Origin of the sequence: Mesorhizobium sp. M7A.F.Ca.CA.001.04.2.1, assembly GCF_003998485.1 — a bacterium.
Classification (GTDB): Bacteria; Pseudomonadota; Alphaproteobacteria; order Rhizobiales; family Rhizobiaceae; genus Mesorhizobium; species Mesorhizobium ciceri.
The window spans coordinates 1-14167 of sequence record NZ_RZQT01000145.1 but is presented as its reverse complement, the minus strand read 5'-3'; the positions used below and the strand labels follow the sequence as shown (position 1 = coordinate 14167).

Sequence of the window (14167 nt, the reverse complement as noted above, 5' to 3'; positions counted from 1 at the left end):
GACAGGAACAGGCGGGTCGGCGACGAACCGATCCAGTCGGTGGCGTGGCCCTCGCATCCCATCATCGCCGGCGGCCAGCATGTCGTCGTCGTCGGCGGCGGCGATACCGCGTCCGACTGCGTCGGCACGGCCTTCCGCCAGGGCGCGGTGCGCGTCACACAGCTCGACATCCGCCCACAGCCGCCGGAGAAGGAAGACAAGCTTTCGGTCTGGCCCTACTGGGCGACGAAGATGCGCACCTCGTCCTCGCAGGCCGAAGGCGCCGAGCGCGAATTCCAGGTGGCGACGCTCGAATTCATCGGCGAGGAAGGCCAGCTGACCGGCGTCAAGTGCTGCGAGGTCGACGACAAGCGCAAGCCGATCGCCGGTACCGAATTCGTCATTCGTGCCGATCTCGCTTTCATCGCCATCGGCTTTGCCGGGCCGGCCGCGGCCGGTGTGGCGAGGGAATTGGAGGGTGAGATGAAGATCGCCACCGACAGCCGCCGCTCGCGCAATGTCGAGGCCAATGACCGCGACTACAAGACCAGCGTCGACAGGCTCTATGCGGCCGGCGACGTGCGTCGTGGCCAGTCGCTGGTCGTCTGGGCGATCCGCGAGGGCCGCCAGGCGGCGCGCGCGATCGACGAGGCGTTGATGGGGTCGAGCGTTCTCCCGCGCTGAGCCCGGCCTCGGAGCCGCGCTGCGAGACTAACGATTGATCGCGGTCGTGGTGTCGGTCGCGGCTGCGGCCTTCGGCGGCCAGGAGAAATCGTCGGCGCGGCCGGGCGATGCAATCGGTGCCTTGCCCTCGACCACAAGCTTTTCACCGGGCAGGTCCGGATTGGCCTTTGCCGGCGGTGCCGCGCCAAGCAGCTCCGAGCCGCCGTCGAGTGCCGGATCGCTGAGCAGCATCGGCGCGGTGCGGTCGATGACGATGGGGGGCGCGGCCGGCGCCGGCGTCTCGACAGGGGCGCCCGCCGGAGCGGACGGTGTAATCATGCTTCCCGGCGCGGTCAGGCCGAGGATCTTCAGCAGCGGTTTTTCGGTGTAGAAGGCGAGCTTGCGCTTGCCCGCCTTCGAGATATTGATGCCGTCATCGGCGCGCAGCCGCACCGGCTGGCCGTTGATGTCGGGGCCGCTGGTGACGAAGGCGCCGTTCTCGTCGACAAAGCCGTCCCAGATATCGACGAATTCGCCGCCATGGCTTTCTGCGGCCTGATGGTAGATGTCGTTGAAGGCAAGCATATCCGAGGTCATCTTCGGCACCCGGAACGCCGGCATGCCGACCCAAAGGAAGGGGACCTTGGCCGCGGCGATGGCTTTGCCCAGCGCGTCGGTTCTGCGTTCATATTCCTTGGTCCAGTTCTCGGAGCGTGGCTGTTCGCGCATGTCGCCCACCTTCATCGACTGGCGGTCGTTGGAGCCCAGCATGACGATCACGGCGGCGGGTTTTTCGGTCTCGATCAGCGATTTGATCTGTTCGGGCCAGTTGTAGAAATCATCGCGCACGAAGCCGGACGAGCCATTGCTGCGAACGACGATCCTGACGCCGGCATTCTCTGCGAAAGCGGTGTCGAGGCCTTCGGCGAGGCCGGCCGCCATGAAGTCGCCGACCACCAGGACGGTGCGCGCGTCCGGCGCCTTGTCGACCACCGGGGTTTCCGGTTCCGCGGGCGGGCGCGGGGCGCGGGGTTTTTTCGCCTTGGGCCTGGGCCTCGGCTTCTGGATATCCAGGGGCGGCTCAATGCGCTCGCTGCGGCGCGGAAACAAAAGGTCGCGCAACGACCAGCCGCGGTTTTGCTGCTCCTGCGCCATGGCCGGCGCATGAAAGGCGCCAGCCACGCCGACGGCAAGCACGACCACGGCCAGGACGAGCACCGGCATGCGACGAACAAGCCCTGCGATGCGCGCAGCCGAAGCCAATCGTTTCCTCCGTCCCTTGGCGCGGCAAGGCCCGCGCCAACCCGATTGCTACAGTGTCTTTTGCGCGCCTGGAAGGCCGCGCGGCACCGCAGGCGGCTCTATTTCTGCCGGAGCCACTTCAGCACTTCCATGCTCGGATAGCCGTCCTGGGTCAAGCCGGCCTTGGCCTGGAAGGCCATGATGGCAGTCTTCGAGCCGTCGCCGATCTTGCCGTCGAACTTGCCGTCGTAAAGGCCATGCTGGGAAAGCCGCTTCTGCAGCTCCTGCCTTTCCTCGAAAGTAAGCTTGGTGAAAGGCCGCTTCCAGTCCTGCACCAGACCGCTCGAGCCGGCGATTTCGTCGGCAAGAAGGCCGACGGCCAGCGCATATTTGTCGGCGTTGTTGTAGGCCTTGATGACCGTGAAATTTCTGATCATCAGGAAGGCCGGCCCGCTGCGGCCGTCGGGCACCTTCAGCGTCGCCTTGTCGGAGCCGTTCTTGAACGGCTTGCCGTTGGCCCTGACGACGCCGAGCGCCTGCCACTGCGACAGTGTCTTGGAACCGCCGGGAAATTTTCCGGCTGGCAAGGCGACCTCATAGCCCCAGGTCTTGCCTGCCTGCCAGCCATTCTTCTTCAACAAATTGGCTGATGTCGCCAGCGCATCGGGGATCGAATTCCAGATGTCTCGCTTGCCATTGCCGTCCATGTCCACGGCATAGTGCAGATAGCTGGTCGGGATGAACTGGGTGTGGCCCATGGCGCCGGCCCAGGATCCGCTCAGATGGCTTTCGTCGATGTCGCCGGTCTGCAGGATCTTCAGCGCGGCGATCAGCTGTGTGCGGGCGAATTTCGCCCGCTTCGGATCGGCGTAGGCCAAGGTCGCCAGCGAGCGCACGACGTTGCGCATGATGTCGTCGCGCTTGAGGATCTCGCCATAATTCGATTCCATCGACCAGATGGCCAGCAGGATGTAGCGGTCGACGCCGAACCTGGCCTCGATCCGATCCAGCCACGGCTTCCATTTCCTGGCCATCTGCTGGCCGACGGCGACGGACTGATCATGGACGCGGTTGTCGAAATAGTCCCAGGCGGGGGCCGTGAATTCAGGCTGCGTGCGCGCCTTTTCCAGCACCACGGGATCGATATCCCTGATGTTCCTGAAGGCCTGGTCGTATAGGGCGCCGGAAACGCCGCTCTGCACGGCGGTGGCGCGGAAGCCGGCGACCCATTGCCGGAAACCGGCATCGGCGAAAGCGGGGCCAGGCATCAGCAGAGCGAGCGATAGGCTGGCTGCCGCCATGACGCTGGTAAGAATTTTTGCGGCATTGCGAACGGACATCTTTTCCTCCTTCTCTGTCTCAGGAAAGACCATTCATCGCCGAACCAGGTTAGGAATTAGTTTACCATAGGTGCCACCGGGAACGAAAAGACGCTTCGAAGCTTTACCGGTGGACGCTCCCCTCAGTTTCCCAGTAATCCCCAATTCCGGCGTGAAAATGTCTTGAAACGGGGATTGCGGAGCTGGCCCTCAAACGGATAATTGAAAGCATGAAGAGAGTTCGCAAGGCAGTCTTCCCGGTCGCCGGCCTCGGCACACGGTTTCTTCCGGCCACCAAGGCTGTCCCCAAGGAAATGCTGACCGTCGTCGACCGGCCGGTGATCCAGTATGTGGTGGATGAGGCGCGCGAGGCCGGCATCGAGCATTTCATCTTCGTCACCGGTCGCAACAAGGCCGTCATCGAGGACCATTTCGACATCCAGTTCGAACTCTATGACACGCTGGCCCAGCGCGGCAAGGACGACCAGCTCGCCCGCCTGCAGCGGCTGCAGCCGGCGCCGGGGCAGACCAGTTTCACACGCCAGCAGGTGCCGATGGGACTTGGCCACGCCGTCTGGTGCGCCCGCGAGCTCGTCGGCGACGAGCCCTTCGCGCTTTTGTTGCCTGACATGATCATGCAGTCGGAGAAGAGCTGCACGAAGGCAATGGTCGAGCTCTACGAGGAGACGGGCAACAACATCATCGCGGTGCAGGAATGCGATCCCGCCGAAACCCACAAATACGGCATCGTCGGCCGCGGCGAGGACACGCATCACGGCTTCCGTATCACCGAGATGGTGGAAAAGCCGAAGGCCGGCACCGCGCCGTCCAACCTCTACATCAACGGCCGCTACATCCTGCAGCCGGAGATCTTCAAGATCCTAGAAGGTCAGGAAAAAGGCGCCGGCAACGAGATCCAGCTCACCGACGCCATGCTGAAGCTGGAAAAGCAGCAGCCTTTCTACGGCTACCACTATCGAGGCCGCACGTTCGACTGCGGATCGCCGGAGGGTTTTGTCGAGGCCAATGTCGCCTTCGCGCTGTGGCGCAGCGACATGAACGAGAACATGGCGGGCGTCATCCGCACGCTTCTCGACGAGCTGAAGCCGTCAGAGCGCCGTGGCGCTGCGTTTTAAAACATCCTAGCGAGCGGCCGGATGTCGTTGGTGCGGCCGTTCAGCGCTGCACCTTGACGCCGAGGAAGATGCTGTTGGCGGTGTAGTCCCGGCCCGGCAGGTTGCTGGTCAGTTTCTCGGTCCTCACTCTTGTGGTCAGGCCGGCGTAGCGGTTCAGCCACCAGGTCAGGCCGGCCTCGGCGCTCAACACCCTGTCATGGCCGTCGATGCCGATGTAATCACGCCAGTCGAGACCCAGAGCCGCGTTGGCGGTGAGGTTGGCGCGAATCTGGCGTTCGCCGGTCAGGCGACCGGAATAGAGGATGTCGCCGCTCTCGCCCGATGTGGTCGTGGGCTCGACGGTGGTCCGCCCGGTCAGGCCGATTATGGTGCCGCGCTCGGGTGACCATTTGAGGTCGGCGTTGACGGTGGCACCCGAGATCGCATCAAGATTTTTGTCGTCGATCGCTTCCCTGAGCCAGCCGGCCGAGAATTCGCCCGACAGCTTCTCACCCATGTCGAGTGCAAGGCCGGCGCGGGCGCCGAGCCGCGTCGACGAGCGCTCGAAGCCTTCATTGTCGATGCGTTGATCATAGGTCCGGCGGCCGACCTCGATTTCGGTGAAGGGGGTCAGGGCAGGGGAGATCTCGTAGCCGGTGCGCAACGTCGCCGTGTAGAGCGTCGAGTCCTGATCCTTCTGCGACAGCGAGGTGCCGTCCGAGAGCTTGGCGTCGCCGTAGAAGTCGTGCGAGACCGCGCCGGTCAAGGTGTACTGCATCTTGCCAAGATGCTTTTCGACGGCCAGGCTGCCATCGATGGTCTGCCGCAGCGGCTGCTTGCTGACGCCGGCAATGGCGTCCGGCGATGATGCCGATTCCGGCACGGCCTCGTAGCCGAGCTTGGCGATGGCGCGCAATTCATTGTCGAGATCGACATTGAGCTGGCCTTCGATGCGGCCTTGCTCGTCGTGAACCGGGTAACCCGAGACGGTCTCGCGAAAAAGGCCATAGCCGTCGATCGTAGCGGAGTTCTCGCGCCAGTCGGAGGCGGCGGAAAAGCGCAGCGCCGTCTCGGACAGCAGCGCCGACTTGCCTGCACTGCTCGAATCGCCGTTCGAGGTGGCGGTCAGGCCCTGTTCGATCGTCGGCCGGATGACGAAGGAGCCCCATTTGATGCCGGTGGCGGCAAACGGATCATCCTCCAGCTTCTTCTTCTGGCCTTCGATGGCGTCCGTACGCTCCGCTCCTGGGTCGAGCTTCTGCCTGTCGGCGCTGTCGATGGTGAGTGCGCGGCGGTTGGCCGTGTCCGCATCGGTCTCTGCAGCATCGGTGGCGTCCGTCGTGGAGGCGGTCCGGGAGGCGGTCGTGGAAGCGGTGATGTCGGAGGTGTCGGCCGTCGATTTCTTCTTCTTTTTCGACTTGTCGGCAGCCTTGTCCTTGGCTTGGTCAGCCGCATTCTGCCTGGCGCTCGATGAGCGGCGGCGCGGCTTGGGCGGCGCCGCCGTGTCGGCGGACGTGTCGTCAGTGGCTGCCGGCGGGTCGAAGAGGCTGCCGGTCGCGGTGGCGTCGCCAGTGTCGGCGTCGTCAGGCACGGCACCGGCGCTGGCCGGCAGATAGGTGCGGGCCGGCGCATTGTCCTGCGCGGCGTTGGCCGGCTGTTGACCCTGCGCTGCCAAGGCCAGCTGTCTCGCCTTGCGCTGCTGGTCGGACAGGATCGCCGATTCCGAAACTTCGCCGCGCAGTTCGGTTTCCTGGGCATGGAGCGCCGTTGGGCGCAGCAAGGCAAACATGCTGGTTGCCAGCAGCAAGGCGCAGACCGCCTTGCCCCCACGTCGCGTCGAATTTTCTGGCTGGACCCCGGACATCGCCACCACTGCTTGCGCGGCGCACGCGCGCCATACTTACCGAACCGTAAATGGGGATGGTTAACGGAGGGTTGAGGCAGCGGCCCGTCAGCTGCCTGAAGCGCTGATTTCCAAAGGGATTCATACTGCGTGCGTTTTCTCGCCTGCCGTCGTCTGAAACCACCGCACACGTTCGGGCGATATGCCTGGGGCCATTTCCGTTGGACAGCGCGCCGGCAAAGCGCTAATCGCATCAGCCATGCATGCGGGATCCCTGGATAAGAAGCCTTTGGACAGGCAAGCCTCGATCGCTTCGGCGCTGAGGACGGTGGCGACAGAACAGGCTGGTGTCGCAGCCCTCGCCGAGGCGCTGGAGAATGGGCTGGCCGCGCCTTTCGCCCAGGCGGTCGAGATGATCTCGGGGATTGAAGGCCGGCTCATCGTCACCGGCGTCGGCAAAAGCGGCCATATCGGTTCGAAGATCGCCGCGACGCTGGCCTCGACCGGCACGCCGGCTTTCTTTGTCCATCCCGCCGAAGCCAACCACGGCGATCTCGGCATGATCGCCAGGGACGACGCCATCATCGCCATGTCGTGGTCGGGCGAAAGCAAGGAACTCATGGGCATCGTCGCCTATTCCAGGCGCTTTTCCATTCCGCTGATCGCCATCACCGCCGGAGAGACATCGGCGCTGGCGCGGGCGGCGGACGTGGTGCTGCTTTTGCCGCGCGCTCCGGAGGCCTGTCCGCACGGCCTGGCGCCAACGACATCGACGCTGCTGCAACTGGTGATGGGCGACGCGCTGGCGATCGCGCTGCTCGAAGCACGCGGCTTCACGCCGGACCATTTCCGCACCTTTCACCCGGGCGGCCAGCTCGGCGCCAATTTGACGCAGATCCGCGAGATCATGCATGTCGGCGACAGGCTGCCGCTGGTGGTTGCGGGCACCGGCATGCAGGACGCGATCCTGGAACTGTCGCGCAAAGGGTTTGGCTGCGTCGCGATCACCGATGTCGACGGTGCGCTGGTCGGCATCATCACCGATGGCGACATCCGCCGTCACATCGGCAGCAATCTGCTGGCGATGACGGTGGATCAGGTGATGACAAGAGGTCCGAAGACCGCGACGCCGGACACGCTGGTGGCAACGGCGCTGCAGACGATCAACAATTCAGCCATCACCAGCCTGATGGTGGTGGAGGGCCGGAAACCAGTCGGCCTCATCCACCTGCATGATCTGCTGCGTATCGGCGCCGCCTGAACGTTCAGACCGCCTCGACGGTCAGTTCCAGATCCGTATCGGCCGCACCCGTCACGCGCACTTGCGTGCCGGCCGGCAGGTCAGGGCCGGAGACACGCCACAGTGTGTCGCCCAGCTTGATGCGGCCGCGCCCGTCACGGATCGGTTCGGCAAGTGTCGCCATCCTGCCGACCATCTGCGCGCCGCGCCGGTTGAGCAGCGGCTGATCGGTCGGGTCGTTGCGGCTGCCGACCAGCTTCTTGCCGACATAGGCCGAGACCAGCGACAGCGCCAGGAAGGCGAGGACCTGGACCTGCCATGTCCAGAAGCCGGTGTCCCAGATCAGCAGCGACACAGCGCCGATGATCAGCGCGGCGATGCCGATCCACAGCATGAAGATACCCGGCGCGATGATTTCCATCACCAGCAGGACGAAACCGAGAACCATCCAGTTCCACGGGCCGAGTTCGGAAACGATGCGGTCGATCATTGGTTTCGACCTCAGTTGTCGGTTGGGCGAACGACCGGCGGGCGCGCGGCCTGCCTCTGCGAGCCGGTCGTGCCCTCGCTGCGGAAGACTTCCTTGGCGATCTCGCCAATGCCGCCTAGCGAACCGATCAGCGACGATGCCTCGAAGGGCATCAGCACGATCTTGCTGTTGGTCGCGGTGCCGATCTTGCCCAACGCTTCGGTGTATTTCTGGGCGACGAAGTAGTTCAGCGCCTGCACATCGCCTTTGGAGATCGCTTCCGACACCACCTGGGTGGCGCGGGCCTCCGCCTCGGCCGAACGCTCGCGCGCCTCGGCATCGCGGAAGGCGGCTTCCTTGCGGCCTTCGGCCTCGAGGATCTGCGACTGCTTGAGGCCTTCGGCGGCAAGGATCTGGGCGCGCTTGTTGCGTTCCGCGGTCATCTGCCGGCCCATCGATTCGATAAGGTTGGCCGGCGGGTTGATGTCCTTGATTTCGACGCGGGTGATCTTGATGCCCCACGGGTGGGCCGCTTCATCGACGACGCGCAGCAGGCGCTCGTTGATGGCGTCGCGGTTCGACAGGAGTTCATCGAGATCCATCGAACCCATGACGGTACGGATGTTGGTCATCGTCAAATTGAGGATGGCGTTCTGCAGGCCGGAAACCTGGTAGGCGGCCTGGGCGGCGTTGAGGATCTGGAAAAAGGCGATGCCGTCGACACCGACAATGGCGTTGTCGCGGGTGATGATTTCCTGGCTTGGAACGTCGAGCACCTGCTCCATCATGTTCATCTTGGCGCCGATGCGGTCGATGAACGGGTAAATGAAATTGAGACCCGGGCTCAGTGTCTTGGTGTAACGGCCAAAGCGCTCCACCGTATAGTTGTAGCCTTGCGGGATTGTCCTGATGCCTTTGATCAGCAGCACCAATACCAGAAGGGCAAGTGCACCAACCGCAATATCGAAACCACTGAAATCCATTTGGCTCTCCCTCAGACGAAGGCCGCACAAGCCATTCTCGCGCGGCCGACTTCACCAAAGACTTAAGTGTGTTTCAGATGCGTTACAATCAGGTGATGACGGATTGTTTGCGGGTGCGATCAGCGGTTGAAGGCAAACAATCTTGCATCCGTGTCCTCCAACCCGTTGATCGAAGCCGGGACAATCTCGGAAGCGATCTGCGAGAAGGTGACGCCGTTGCCGCCGTAGCCCATCACCGCATGGATGCGCGGGTGGCGGGGAATGGCGCCGATATAGGGCAGGCCGGTGGTTGTGGTGCCGAACGAACCGGTCCAGGCAAAATCGGGCCTGGTGTCGAGATGCGGAAATACCAGGCCGAGCTTCTCGGCGATGCGTGTGCTCTTGTCGGCGATCAGCTCGTCGCGCCGCGCTTCGTCGACAAAATCCTCGTCCTCGCCGCCGCAAATGACCCGGCCGTCGATCGTCGTGCGCATATACAGATACGGCTCCGACGCTTCCCAGATGAACGCTGCGTCCGGCCAGAGCTTTCGCGGTTGCGGGCATGTTGCGATCGCCCATGTCGAGATGATCCGGTGGGCCGCGGCCGGCACGATCTCCACAAGTTCGTAGCCGGTGGCCAGAACAACATGTCGCGCGGTTATGGTCGGGCCATCCCTGGTCGCGACGACAACAGCTTCGGCGCTATCCTCAATCACTGTCGCTTCGACGGGGGCGTAGAAGCGAGCCTTGCGCTGAAGGGATTTCAGCAGCAGCCCAGCCGTCAGCTTACGCGGGTCGAGCGCGATGTTGCCGTGGCTGAGAATGGCGCCTTCGCGGTCGATGCCGAATGTCTCCGCCAGCGGCGCCGGCGTCAGATAGGTCGCGGCGATGCCGGCTAGCCGCCGTGCCTTGGCCTCGTCGCGCAGTTCCGACGGACCAAGTATCGTGCCAGACAGATAGAGCGACGGCGCCCGGCTCAGGCCACAGTTGATGCCGAGTTCGGCGATGCGTCCGGCGAGATTGGAGACGGCGAGCCGCGAGCGCCGCCAGGCCTGCTGCGCCGAGGCTCTGCCGATCATCTTCGAAAGCGTGGAGAGAGGCTGGTCTATTTCGAATGCCACCAGCGCGGTGGTCGCGGCCGTCGAGCCCTTCAGCGGGCCGCGGCGGTCGATACAGATCACCCGATGGCCATCGGCCGTCAGCGCCTCGGCCATCATGGCGCCGCTGATGCCCATGCCGACGACCAGCACATCTGCCTTGACGTCCCGGGTCAGGCCGTCCGTCGGCACCGCAGGCGCGCGATAGGCTGACCAGACGGGCTGGCCAGTTCTGAGGTCGAGTTTGCGGGGCATCGCATTCTCCGGCGGCGCGCCTTAACGCCCCGGAGCTTGTGTTGTTCCGGAGTTAGAGCGGCGAGCCGCTCTAACTCCGGTTGACGAAATTCCCAAGGGAAAGCGCTATTCGCTTTTCCCGGGAAAACCGTTTCACACTTTTCCTGGAATTTCTCCTAGACCCAGCCAGACAGTTCGCGCCGCACCATCGCCTCGATCACCGCCATCCCCTCCGCGCTGTCGTTGAGGCAAGGGATATGGGCGAAATTCTTGCCGCCGGCATGGTGGAAGGTTTCGGCCGCCTCGCGGCCGATCTCATCCAGCGTCTCGATGCAGTCGACGGAAAAGCCGGGATTGACGACGGCGATCGACTTGACGCCGTCCTGTGCGAGTTTCTCCACCGTCTTGTCGGTATAGGGTTGCAGCCATTCCTGCGCGCCGAAGCGCGACTGGAAGGTGATGATCAGTTTCCTGTCATCCCAGCCGAGCCGTTCGCGCAACAGCCGCGTCGTCTTCTGGCAGTGGCAATGATAGGGATCGCCCTTCTCGAAATAGGGTTTTGGAATGCCGTGATAGGAGGTGATGACCACCTCCGGCTCGAAATCCAGCGTCGCCAGATGCCGTTCGATCGAACGCGCCAGCGCCTCGATATAGACCGGCTCGTCATAGTAGGGCGGCACGCTGCGGACGGCCGGCGCGCGGCGCATCTTCATCAGCGCGCGAAACAGCTGGTCGTTGGCTGTTGCCGTGGTCGTCGCCGAATATTGCGGATAGAGCGGAAACGAAAGAATGCGGTCGCAGCCCTGGTCGGCCAGACGCTGGGCAATGCTGGCGGTCGAAGGGTTGCCGTAGCGCATCGCCCAGTCGACGACGACATCAGGCAGGTCGCGCAGCGCTTCGGCCAGCTTTTCGGCCTGGGCACGGGTGTAGGTGCGCAGCGGCGACTCGTTCTTTTCCCGGTTCCAGATCCGGGCGTAATTGGCGCCCGACTTCTTGGGGCGCGTGGTGAGCACAAGTCCATAGAGGATCGGATACCAGATCGCCCTGTTGAGCTCGATGACGCGCGGATCGGACAGGAATTCACGCAGATACCGCCACATCGGCTTGAAATCGGTGCCATCGGGCGTGCCCAGATTGACCAGCATGACGCCGATCTTGCCCGCCTTGACCGGCGGATGCCCAGCGGGCAACGGGCCGAGCGCTTTTGCGACCTTGGGATCGGCAGGGGTGGGAAGCGTCATAAGGGTTCTCCGGGAGACGCGAACCTAACCATCTTGCGCGCGCATTCAATGCAGCGTCTGGCCGCACCTTAAAGCGGATTGTCCGAATGGATTCAGACGACCCGCTTTAACTCTTTGTTTTATGCATGTCGTTCTCCCAAAACCGAGGTCACTTTTGGGCGACATGCATTAGTCCGAAAACAGGACGCCCGTCCGGTTTTCGGACGGGCGGTGTCATTCAGGCATATAAGCGAGCTATTTCGGCGGAATGGTCAGCGTTGCGCCGACAGGAAGCCGGCGGGGTTCGTAGCCCTTGTTGGCGCCCGAAATGACCTTCCACCTGGCGCCGTCGCCATAGGCCTTCTTGGCCAGATCCCAATAGGTGTCGCCGGCAACGATGACATGGCTGGCTTCCGCTGGCGCGGCCTCAGCAGGTTTTGCCGGCTCGGCCGGTGCCGGCGCGGCTGGTTGCGCTGGCGGGGGAGGTGCTCCTTCCGTCGATATGGCCGGTGGTGTGTTGGCGATATCGCCCGAGTTGGCCGGCAATTCAGGCATTGCCGGTGCCGCTTCGGCAGGCTTGGCGGCTTCAGCCGGTGCGGGCGCCGGGGTGGCCGGGGCCGCTTCGGCTGGCTTGGCCGGATCGGTTGCCGGGGCAGGCGCCGCGGCGACGGTCGCGGCTATTTCGGTGATGCGGCCGTCGAGCTTCGGCGTGTAGGGCCGGTGGGCGCCGAGATAGTCGGCAACCACCTGTTCGAGGCCGGGGCCGTAGTCGTAGGCATTCCTGGCCTTGTCGGCAAAGACCTTGTAGCCGTCGCCGCCCTGGCGAACATAGTTGTTGGTGGCGACCAGATAGTCCTTCTCCGGCTTGATCGGCGTCCAGGCACCGCCTTCCATGACCTCCACCGATTTGACCCGGCCGGCATTGGGCGAAACGGATTTGTCGAAGGAATATTTCAGGCCGGCGACCTGGGGGAAGCGCCCGGCGCCGTCCTCGACCTGACTGAGACCGCCCTCGAGGCCGGCCACCAGATCCCTGCCCGAAATCTGGAAGGTCGCCAGCGTGTTCTGGAAGGGCAGCACGGTCAGCACCTCGCCCATGGTGACGGTGCCCTTGTCGATCGAGGCGCGCAGGCCGCCGCCATTGGAGATGACGATCTCGACGCCCTGTCCCTTGACGCGGTCGAGGATGGCGTCGGAGACGAGATTGCCCATCGCGCATTCGCGGGTGCGGCAGCTCTCGCGACTGCCGTCGATGACGTCGGTGGTTTCGGCCACTTCCTTGTTCTTCAACGCCTCGATCGGCGCCCCAAGCTCCTTGATGCGGGCGAGCACGGCCGGGTCGGGGGTGATCGATTTGTCGAGATAGATCGGGTCGCCGCTGGCCGATTTGACGACGCCATTGTCGTCGAACACCACCTTGAACTCGCCGAGATATTTCGAATAGGAGGCCGCCTGCACCACCGGCACCTTGTAGCCGTCCGGATTGTCGACCATCGTCGGGTAGGGGCCTTCCGCCTTCGGGTCGGTGTTCGACAGCAGGGAATGGCTATGGCCGCCGACGACGACATCGATGCCCGGGATCTTGGCGATGACGTCACGTTCGCGCCTGTAGCCGATATGGGTCACGGCGATGATCTTGTTGACGCCTTCGCCCTTGAGCTTCTCGACTTCGGCGGTGATCGACTTGACGTCGTCCTCTATCGCGACGTTGGGTCCGGGAGACGCGAGATCCGGCGTGTCGTTGGTGATCGCGCCGATGATGCCGATCTTCTGGCCGCCGACCTCGACGACAACAGATGGCTTGACGCGGTCGCCGAGCTTGGATTGCGCGTTGGCCTTCACATTGGCGCCGAGCACGGGGAACTTGATCATGTCGAGGAACGGCGCCAAGGCGGCCTCGCCGTCGTCGAATTCATGGTTGCCGAGGGCCATGGCATCGAACTTCATGTCGTTGAGGAATTCGCCTTCGACCTTGCCCTTATAGGTCGTGTAGAACAGCGAGCCCTGGAAATTGTCGCCGGCGCTGAGCAGCAGCACGTTCTGGCCTTCCAGCTTCTTGCGTTCCTGGGCGATCGCGGTGATCAGCCGGCCCGCGCCGCCGATGCACTCGCCCTTGGTCTCCTCGTCCGCCGAGCAGGTCGATTCATATTTGTTGTTGCCTTCGATGCGGCTGTGCCAGTCGTTGATATGCAGGATGTTCAGCGTGTAGTCGGCAAAGGACGCGCCGGCCGACAGGCCGAGGGTTGAGGCTGACAGGGCTGCAATGGCGGCAAGCTTCTTCATCTTCGTCTCCCGGAAAGCTGATCAGAGGCCATTAGCGCTCTTGCTTGACTGGAACATAACAGCCGGCGCTTTGGCCATGTTCCCATCGCGTTCCGGATGACGCAAGCGGAATCCGGGACCCTTTGCCGGCACAAAAAAGGACGGCGGCCAACCGGCCGCCGTCCTTGGAAAACGAATGGTCGTGGGTTCAGACGCGCCTTGTCAGCACGAAATTCTGACCGCTGGAGCTCGTGCAGTTGAGCTGGCTTGTCGACACCATCAGGCAGTTGAAGCTGACCGCGGTCTGGCGGATCAGCGAGGTGCCGTTGATCTGCACCGATGTGGCGCCGGTCATCGTGTAGCTGCCGTCGGCAAGCTTCTGGCCGGTGTCGGTGGCTACCGTCGTGAAGGTGCCGCCGGTGAAGGTCGACAGGCCGGTGCCCTTGGCGTCGATCCACGAGCCCTCGACGCCTTTCGGCGCCGCTGCCATCGGCGGTTTGTCGGGGGCGCTGGGTGCCCAGG

The 14167-nt window shown here is 63.7% G+C and carries 12 protein-coding genes; 3 read left to right on the top strand and 9 right to left on the bottom strand.

Annotated elements, in window-relative coordinates; translation table 11 throughout:
- A partial coding sequence (locus EN955_RS29505; protein WP_164769922.1) for an FAD-dependent oxidoreductase occupies nt 1-663 on the top strand: 663 nt, incomplete at its 5' end.
- 27 nt (nt 664-690) lie between these two features.
- On the opposite strand, the gene EN955_RS29500 is transcribed toward EN955_RS29505, so the two are convergent.
- Nucleotides 691-1905, bottom strand: coding sequence for a DUF459 domain-containing protein (locus EN955_RS29500; RefSeq protein ID WP_024502736.1), 1215 nt, complete (start codon nt 1903-1905; stop codon nt 691-693).
- Nucleotides 1906-2003: 98 nt separating this feature from the next.
- The gene (locus EN955_RS29495; RefSeq protein WP_024502735.1) at nt 2004-3224 is read right to left on the bottom strand and encodes a lytic murein transglycosylase; all 1221 of its coding nucleotides are present in this window, start codon (nt 3222-3224) and stop codon (nt 2004-2006) included.
- Between the two features lie 209 nt (nt 3225-3433).
- On the opposite strand from EN955_RS29495, the gene galU reads away from it, so the two are divergent.
- Nucleotides 3434-4339 (top strand): UTP--glucose-1-phosphate uridylyltransferase GalU, encoded by a 906-nt coding sequence (gene galU, locus EN955_RS29490; protein ID WP_013529722.1) that lies wholly within the window; start codon nt 3434-3436, stop codon nt 4337-4339.
- A gap of 40 nt (nt 4340-4379) precedes the next feature.
- Here galU and EN955_RS29485 read toward each other — a convergent pair whose 3' ends face one another.
- On the bottom strand, nt 4380-6182 hold the full coding sequence (locus EN955_RS29485) for an outer membrane beta-barrel protein (RefSeq protein ID WP_024502734.1): 1803 nt from the start codon (nt 6180-6182) through the stop codon (nt 4380-4382).
- Between the two features lie 238 nt (nt 6183-6420).
- Between EN955_RS29485 and EN955_RS29480 the strand changes: the two genes are divergently transcribed.
- Complete coding sequence (locus tag EN955_RS29480; RefSeq protein ID WP_024502733.1) at nt 6421-7422, top strand: KpsF/GutQ family sugar-phosphate isomerase; 1002 nt, start codon at nt 6421-6423, stop codon at nt 7420-7422.
- A gap of 4 nt (nt 7423-7426) precedes the next feature.
- On the opposite strand, the gene EN955_RS29475 is transcribed toward EN955_RS29480, so the two are convergent.
- The 6 genes from EN955_RS29475 to EN955_RS29450 all read right to left on the bottom strand — a co-directional run.
- Nucleotides 7427-7891, bottom strand: a complete 465-nt coding sequence (locus tag EN955_RS29475; protein WP_013529725.1) for an NfeD family protein — start codon at nt 7889-7891, stop codon at nt 7427-7429.
- A gap of 11 nt (nt 7892-7902) precedes the next feature.
- Nucleotides 7903-8853: an SPFH domain-containing protein gene (locus tag EN955_RS29470; protein ID WP_013529726.1), complete on the bottom strand. Its 951-nt coding sequence runs from the start codon at nt 8851-8853 to the stop codon at nt 7903-7905.
- Between the two features lie 119 nt (nt 8854-8972).
- Nucleotides 8973-10184, bottom strand: coding sequence for an FAD-binding oxidoreductase (locus EN955_RS29465; RefSeq protein ID WP_024502732.1), 1212 nt, complete (start codon nt 10182-10184; stop codon nt 8973-8975).
- Nucleotides 10185-10339: 155 nt separating this feature from the next.
- Nucleotides 10340-11404 (bottom strand): ferrochelatase, encoded by a 1065-nt coding sequence (gene hemH, locus EN955_RS29460; protein ID WP_013529728.1) that lies wholly within the window; start codon nt 11402-11404, stop codon nt 10340-10342.
- A gap of 234 nt (nt 11405-11638) precedes the next feature.
- The gene (locus tag EN955_RS29455; protein ID WP_024502731.1) at nt 11639-13666 is read right to left on the bottom strand and encodes a bifunctional UDP-sugar hydrolase/5'-nucleotidase; all 2028 of its coding nucleotides are present in this window, start codon (nt 13664-13666) and stop codon (nt 11639-11641) included.
- A 187-nt stretch (nt 13667-13853) separates the two neighbouring features.
- A partial coding sequence (locus EN955_RS29450; RefSeq protein WP_127223503.1) for a hypothetical protein occupies nt 13854-14167 on the bottom strand: 314 nt, incomplete at its 5' end.

Bases quoted from the DNA above. Each gene is read 5' to 3' on its own strand.
- EN955_RS29495 (WP_024502735.1), bottom strand. From the start codon at position 3,224: ATGTCCGTTCGCAATGCCGCAAAAATTCTTACCAGCGTCATGGCGGCA.
- hemH (WP_013529728.1), bottom strand. From the start codon at position 11,404: ATGACGCTTCCCACCCCTGCCGATCCCAAGGTCGCAAAAGCGCTCGGC.
- EN955_RS29480 (WP_024502733.1), top strand. From the start codon at position 6,421: ATGCATGCGGGATCCCTGGATAAGAAGCCTTTGGACAGGCAAGCCTCG.
- EN955_RS29485 (WP_024502734.1), bottom strand. From the start codon at position 6,182: ATGTCCGGGGTCCAGCCAGAAAATTCGACGCGACGTGGGGGCAAGGCG.
- EN955_RS29470 (WP_013529726.1), bottom strand. From the start codon at position 8,853: ATGGATTTCAGTGGTTTCGATATTGCGGTTGGTGCACTTGCCCTTCTG.
- EN955_RS29465 (WP_024502732.1), bottom strand. From the start codon at position 10,184: ATGCCCCGCAAACTCGACCTCAGAACTGGCCAGCCCGTCTGGTCAGCC.
- EN955_RS29455 (WP_024502731.1), bottom strand. From the start codon at position 13,666: ATGAAGAAGCTTGCCGCCATTGCAGCCCTGTCAGCCTCAACCCTCGGC.
- galU (WP_013529722.1), top strand. From the start codon at position 3,434: ATGAAGAGAGTTCGCAAGGCAGTCTTCCCGGTCGCCGGCCTCGGCACA.
- EN955_RS29475 (WP_013529725.1), bottom strand. From the start codon at position 7,891: ATGATCGACCGCATCGTTTCCGAACTCGGCCCGTGGAACTGGATGGTT.